At 65.1% G+C, this 6,516-nt stretch carries 4 protein-coding genes; 3 read left to right on the top strand and 1 reads right to left on the bottom strand.

The window, feature by feature from the left end; translation table 11 throughout:
• Positions 1-142: 142 nt before the first annotated feature.
• Positions 143-2,545 carry a phosphoketolase family protein gene (locus tag SO139_RS31050; RefSeq protein WP_449384019.1) on the bottom strand — a complete coding sequence of 801 codons (2,403 nt, stop codon included), beginning with the start codon at positions 2,543-2,545 and terminating at the stop codon, positions 143-145.
• 216 nt (positions 2,546-2,761) lie between these two features.
• On the opposite strand from SO139_RS31050, the gene SO139_RS31045 reads away from it, so the two are divergent.
• The 3 genes from SO139_RS31045 to SO139_RS31035 all read left to right on the top strand — a co-directional run bounded on the left by SO139_RS31045 (position 2,762) and on the right by SO139_RS31035 (position 6,474).
• Positions 2,762-3,925 carry a PA0069 family radical SAM protein gene (locus tag SO139_RS31045; protein WP_449384020.1) on the top strand — a complete coding sequence of 388 codons (1,164 nt, stop codon included), beginning with the start codon at positions 2,762-2,764 and terminating at the stop codon, positions 3,923-3,925.
• 79 nt (positions 3,926-4,004) lie between these two features.
• Positions 4,005-4,835 carry a ribonuclease HII gene (rnhB, locus tag SO139_RS31040; protein WP_498541111.1) on the top strand — a complete coding sequence of 277 codons (831 nt, stop codon included), beginning with the start codon at positions 4,005-4,007 and terminating at the stop codon, positions 4,833-4,835.
• 130 nt (positions 4,836-4,965) lie between these two features.
• Positions 4,966-6,474, top strand: coding sequence for a glycosyltransferase family 39 protein (locus SO139_RS31035; protein ID WP_449384022.1), 1,509 nt, complete (start codon positions 4,966-4,968; stop codon positions 6,472-6,474).
• Positions 6,475-6,516: the final 42 nt, after the last annotated feature.

The following is a 6,516-nucleotide window of genomic DNA, read 5'->3' as shown; positions in this document are numbered from 1 at the left end:
AGACCGTCGACGTACGCCGCAAATCGTGTCTCGCTGGTTCCCTTTCCTCGGCGACCCATCTCAGATCCTCGATCTCGAGTTGAACCTCCTTCAATATGCGATTCTCACCCAGCTTGGTCCGTGGATTTCTGACTCAGTAAGATTAAGCCCGCGTCGTTCCGCCTGCGCTGATCGGCCAGACCCAATCCCGTATCTCCGGCATGTCCTCGCCGTGCTCGCGCACGTAACGCGAATGCTTGAGCAGGGCATCGCGGAACTGCTGTTTCACATGCGCCGCTTTCGTCGCGAGCCCGGGCACACGCTCGATCGCCTCGATCGCCAGGTGATAGCGGTCGAGCTCGTTGAGCACGACCATGTCGAACGGCGTGGTCGTGGTGCCTTCCTCTTCAAAGCCGCGCACATGCATGCCGGCATGGTTGGTGCGGCTGTAGGTCAGGCGATGAATGAGATAGGGGTAGCCGTGGTAGGCGAAGATCACCGGCTTGTTGCGCGTGAACAGCGAGTCGAAATCGCGGTCGGAAAGGCCGTGCGGATGCTGTTCCTTCGGTTGCAATGTCATGAGGTCGACGACGTTGACGACGCGGATCTTTAGGTCGGGCAGCGCCTTGCGCAAGTGATCGACGGCAGCGAGCGTTTCCAATGTCGGCACGTCGCCGGCGCAGGCCATCACGACGTCGGGCTCGCGCTCGGCGCTTTCCGTGCCGGCCCAGGTCCAGATGCCGATGCCGGCATCGCAATGTGTGGCCGCATCCTGCATGCTGAGCCATTGCGGCGCGGGTTGCTTGCCTGCGACGATGACGTTGATGCGGTTGTAGGTGCGGAGGCAGTGATCGGCCACCCACAGCAGCGTGTTGGCGTCCGGCGGGAAATAAACGCGGACGATGTCCGCTTTCTTGTTGGTGACGAGATCGACGAAGCCGGGATCCTGATGGCTGAAGCCATTGTGGTCCTGGCGCCAGACATGTGAGGTCAGGAGATAATTGAGGGAGGCGATCGGCCGCCGCCATGTCAGCTCGCGCGACACCTTCAGCCATTTGGCGTGCTGGTTGAACATGGAGTCAACGATGTGGATGAAGGCCTCGTAGCAGGAGAAGAAGCCGTGGCGTCCAGTGAGCAGATAGCCTTCAAGCCAGCCCTGGCAGAGATGCTCGCTCAAAACCTCCATGACGCGGCCATCCTGGGCGAGGTGCACGTCGTAAGGTTCGGTCGGTTCCATCCATACGCGTTCGGTTGCTTCGAACACGGCGTCGAGCCGGTTCGACGCGGTCTCATCCGGACCCATGATACGGAAATTGCGCGCAACCCCGTTCAGTCTGACCACGTCGCGCAGGAACTTGCCGAGCTCGCGCGTCGCCTCCGCGACCGCCTTGCCCGGCTGCTTCACCTCGACGGCGAAGCTGCGAAAATCGGGTAGCTTCAGCTCGTGCTTCAACAGCCCGCCATTGCCGTGCGGATTGGCGCCCATGCGGCGGTCGCCGGTCGGAGCGAGCGCCTGCAACTCGGGAACAAGCGTGCCGTTGTGGTCGAACAGCTCCTCCGGCGCATAGCTCTTCATCCAGCCTTCGAGCACTTTCAGATGCGCGGGATTTTCGCGGCAATTGGCGACTGGCACCTGATGGGCGCGCCAGAAACCCTCGACTTTCAGCCCGTCGACCTCCTTGGGACCGGTCCAGCCCTTCGGTGAGCGCAGCACGATCATCGGCCAGCGCGGCCGCTCGATCGTCGTCTGTGCCTCGCGCGCGTGCTGCTGGATGGAGCGGATGCTGGCGAGAGCCACGTCAAGCGCATCGGCCATGATCCGGTGCATCGTTTTGGGATCGTCGCCCTCGACGAACAGCGGCTCGTGGCCCAGCCCACGGAAGAGATGGCGGATCTCCTCGTCGCGCATCCGTCCGAGCACGGTGGGGTTGGCGATCTTGTAGCCGTTGAGATGCAGGATCGGCAGCACCGCGCCGTCATGCGCGGGATTGACGAACTTGTTGGAATGCCAGGACGCGGCGAGCGGTCCTGTCTCGGCTTCGCCGTCGCCGACGACGCAGGCGACGATCAGGTCGGGATTGTCGAACGCGGCGCCATAGGCATGCACCAGCGCGTAGCCGAGCTCGCCGCCTTCGTGAATCGAACCCGGCGTCTCCGGCGCCGCGTGACTTGGAATGCCACCGGGGAAGGAGAACTGCCTGAACAGCTTGCGCAATCCGTCCGCATCGCGCCCGATGTCCGGATAGATTTCGCTATAGCTGCCTTCGAGATAAGTGTTGGCGACCATGCCCGGGCCGCCATGGCCGGGGCCGCAGATATAGAGCACGCTGAGATCAAGCGTGCGGATCGCTCGGTTGAGATGGGCATAAATGAAGTTCAGCCCGGGCGTCGTACCCCAATGGCCGAGCAGGCGCGGCTTGATGTGCTCGGGGCGGAGCGGCTCACGCAGCAGCGGATTGTCTAAAAGGTAGATTTGCCCGACGGATAAGTAGTTCGCGGCGCGCCAGTAGCGATCGAGCAGGTCGAGATCGCCTGTGCTGGCGCGCGCTTGTTGTTGGCTCGTCATGATGAGCTGACCTTGTTGCGGCGACCGTCACCAACCCGGTTCCAGTGCGATCGATCCCGTTTGTACTGGCGGCATCAAACGGCAATGCGGCCGGCAACCCTTGCGCGAGGTCAAAATTCGGTGCGGGAAGTTTGGGCGGTTACTTTGCATGGGGTTGTTTTACGGTTTTTACGTTTGTGTTCTTGATTTGTTCCGTTTGGATGCTATCTTGCCTGCATGAGTCGAGCATCCTCTCATGCCCTCAGGCACCCGCCGGTCACGGCGCCCTCCGAGCCGGCGGGTGCGCCTTCCGCGTTTCCTGAACTTGCGGTCGCGATCGACCGGGAGCGCAGGCGCGGACGGGGCGCCCAGTCCAACGCCAGCGGCCGCTATGAGGCCGAGGCGCGCGTCGCCTTCGATGACGGTTGGCAGAGCCTGGAGGAGCTGCCGCCGTTCAAGACCACGGTGGCGGTCGACACCTCACGCAAGGTGATCACACGCAACGACTCGCCCGACATCGGCTTTGACCGTTCCATCAATCCCTACCGCGGCTGCGAGCACGGCTGCGTCTACTGCTTCGCGCGGCCGACCCACGCCTATCTCGGCCTCTCGCCAGGGCTCGACTTCGAGTCGAAGCTGTTCGCCAAGCCCGAGGCGCCGGCGCTCCTGGAGAAGGAACTCGCCGCGACCGGCTACGAGCCGCGGATGATCGCGATCGGCACCAACACCGATCCGTATCAGCCGATCGAGCGCGAGCGAAACATCATGCGCGGCATTCTCGAGGTGCTTGAGCGTGCGGGCCATCCCGTCGGCATCGTGACGAAATCGGCGCTGGTGACGCGCGACATCGACATCCTGTCGCGCATGGCCAAGCGGAACCTCGCCAAGGTCGCGATCTCGGTCACCACACTCGATCCGAAGCTGGCGCGCACCATGGAACCGCGCGCCTCGACGCCGCCCAAGCGCCTGGAGGCGCTCAAGCAGCTTGGCGAGGCCGGTATCCCGACCACCGTGATGGTCGCGCCTGTGATCCCCGCGCTGAACGACTCCGAGATCGAGCGCATCCTCGATGCGGCCGCGCATGCCGGCGTCAAGGAGGCTTCCTACGTGCTGCTGCGGCTGCCGCTCGAGGTGCGCGACCTGTTCCGCGAATGGCTGATGGCGAACTATCCCGACCGCTATCGCCACGTCTTCACCCTGATCCGCGACATGCGCGGCGGCCGCGACTACGACTCGAAATGGGGCGAGCGGATGAAGGGCACGGGTCCCATGGCCTGGACCATCGGCCGCCGCTTCGAAATCGCCTGCGAACGCCTCGGCTTGAACAAGCGCCGCTCCAAGCTCAGCACGGATCACTTCGCCAAGCCCAAGCGCGGCGGCGAGCAGCTCAGCTTGTTCTGAGGTAAGGCGGGCCTGAATAGCGGGAATATCCGAGGTTCCCGGTTGCGCTGGCTGGACCTGCGTGCGCACGATCCCGACCATGATTCGGGACAAATCAGCCAGCAAGCCGGCAAAGGACGCCGCGAAGAAAGAGCCCAAAGCGGCCGCGAAGGAGCCCAAGGGAGCGGCCAAGGCCGCGAAGGGCGTCATCGCGATCGCGCCGCCGAGCTTTCGCCGCGAGCGCGCGCTGATCAAGCGCGGCATTTGGCCGGTCGCCGGCTGCGACGAGGCGGGGCGGGGGCCGCTGGCTGGCCCAGTGGTTGCGGCCGCCGTCATTCTCGACCCGAACCGGATCCCGCGCGGCATCGACGATTCCAAGCGCCTGACGGCCGAGGAGCGCGAAAGGCTGTTCGACAAGATCTGCGCAACCGCGCAGGTCTCGGTCGCCGTCGCCTCGCCCGCGCGCATCGACCGCGATAATATATTGCGCGCCTCGCTCTGGGCGCTGAAGCGCGCGGTGGTGGCGCTGCCCGAGGCGGCTCGTCATGTCTTCGTCGACGGCCGCGACAAGCTTGATACGGCCTGCGAATGCGAGGCGGTGATCGGCGGGGACGGCCTGGTGCTCTCGATCGCGGCCGCCTCGATTGTCGCCAAAGTCACGCGCGACCGGCTGATGTGCGCGCTGGCGGGTGATTGTCCGGGCTACGGTTTCGAGCAGCACAAGGGCTACGCGGTGCCAGAGCACCTGGATGCGTTGGATCGCCTCGGTCCATCCATCCACCACCGCAGCTTCTTCGCGCCCGTGGTCGCCGCGCGCGAGAAGCACATGCCCTGGACGGTCGAACCGAAACGCGACCTGTTCACGGCCGTGGATGATGCGGTTGTGCAGGTCGAGGCAGAGGTGCAGGTCGACGTTTCGGCCAATCTCTAGCAGCGGGTTTTCACCTCTATCCGTAAGAACAGGGAGAGGGAGAGGAGTTGGTTGCCACGGCGCGCAGCGCGCTTTATCAAACATGGACGCGCCGGCTTGGACGGGTTGGCTGCATCATTTCGGACCTTGCATGCGGTTTACCTCCCTGGTCATCGAGCTGATCCGCGCACGGCCGCGGCTGGTGGTGTGGATCGTGGTGCTGCTCCAGGCCGCGATGTGGCTGTTCGTGGCGCTGGTCTTATACCGCAGCCCGCCCGGCAATCTCGCCACGCTCCTCGCCTTCGGCCGCGAATATCAGGTCGGCACCGGGCTCGGGCCGCCGCTCGCGTTCTGGCTCGGCGACATCGCCTACCGCGCCGCCGGCAACCACATGATCGGCGTCTATGTGCTGGCCGAGCTCTGCGAGATCGCGACCTTCATTGCGCTCTATCATCTGGCGCGCGCCGTGGTCGGCACCCAGCAGGCGGTGCTCGCCGTGCTCTTAACCATGACCGTGCTGGCGTTCTCCTCGTCCGCGCTCGACTTCGGTCCGATGGTGCTGGCGCGACCGCTCTGGGCGCTGCTCCTCTTGCACTCCTGGCAAGTCGTCGGCCAGCGCCGCGGCAATGCCTGGTTCGCCTGGTCGATCGCTTCCGGGCTGCTGCTGCTGACGACGCCGGCTGCCATCGGCCTGTTGTTGCTGCTCGTCATCTTCGCGGTCGCGACCGAAGGCGGTCGCAAAACGCTGCGCGCACTCGATCCGGTCTATGCGCTCGTCGTCGTTGCCGTGCTGGTGCTGCCTTATGCGATCTGGCTGCTGCGTGCCGAGACGCTGTCCATGCCGGCCTTGCCGCAGGTTGAGGATTTGAAGGCAAGCGCGATCAACACGGCCTGGCTGTTCGGCGGCCTCGTGCTCGGCGCGGTGGCAATCCCGGTGTTGACCTTTCTCAACACGACTTGGTTCGCCGGCAAGAGTGAGGACGCCCCGATCATCTACCGGCCGTCGGTCGAGCCGCTGGGGCGTCACTTCGTCTACTTCTTTGCGCTGGCTCCCGGGCTTGGCACCGTGTTGATCTCCGGTCTGTTCGGGCTCGATAGCGTGGCGGGCGGGGCAGGCCTCGTACTGCTGATGTCGGGCCTTGCCGTAATCGTCGCCGCCGGCGATCTGATCGCGATGCGCCGTGCCCGCGTGCTGCGCACGGTGTGGGCGGCTGCCGTCGCCGCGCCCGCCGCGGGCATCGTGCTGGCGGTTCTCCTGATGCCGTGGATCGGGACCAGCGAGATCACGACCTCGATGCCGGCGCGTGCGATCTCGGACTTCTTCGACGACAGCTTTGCCCGCCGCACCAACCAGCGTCTGCGCGCCGTCGCCGGCGAGACGCAGCTTGCCAGCCTGATCGCGCTGCATTCCGGCCGGCCGCATCTCCTCATCGACGCTGAGCCGCAGCGTACGCCCTGGTTCACGCCGGCCAGGTTCAGCGAGACCGGCGGCGTCGTGGTCTGGCGCGCCTCCGACACCGCCGGCACCCCGCCGCCGGAGATTGCAAAACGCTTCCCCGGCATCGTGCCCGAAGTGCCGCGCGCCTTCGAATGGCTGGTGAACGGCCGCCAGCCGCTGCTGCGCATCGGCTGGGCCATCGTGCGCCCCAAGGGGACTTAGTTCGGACATCGTAGGGTGGGCAAAGCGAAGCGTGTCCACCGC

This window comes from Bradyrhizobium sp. UFLA05-89 (assembly GCF_059803475.1).
The sequence above is the reverse complement of the archived record's forward strand: the minus strand, read 5'-3'. Positions and strand labels throughout refer to the sequence as shown.

Bases quoted from the DNA above. Each gene is read 5' to 3' on its own strand.
- SO139_RS31050 (WP_449384019.1), bottom strand. From the start codon at position 2,545: ATGACGAGCCAACAACAAGCGCGCGCCAGCACAGGCGATCTCGACCTG.
- SO139_RS31045 (WP_449384020.1), top strand. From the start codon at position 2,762: ATGAGTCGAGCATCCTCTCATGCCCTCAGGCACCCGCCGGTCACGGCG.
- rnhB (WP_498541111.1), top strand. From the start codon at position 4,005: ATGATTCGGGACAAATCAGCCAGCAAGCCGGCAAAGGACGCCGCGAAG.
- SO139_RS31035 (WP_449384022.1), top strand. From the start codon at position 4,966: ATGCGGTTTACCTCCCTGGTCATCGAGCTGATCCGCGCACGGCCGCGG.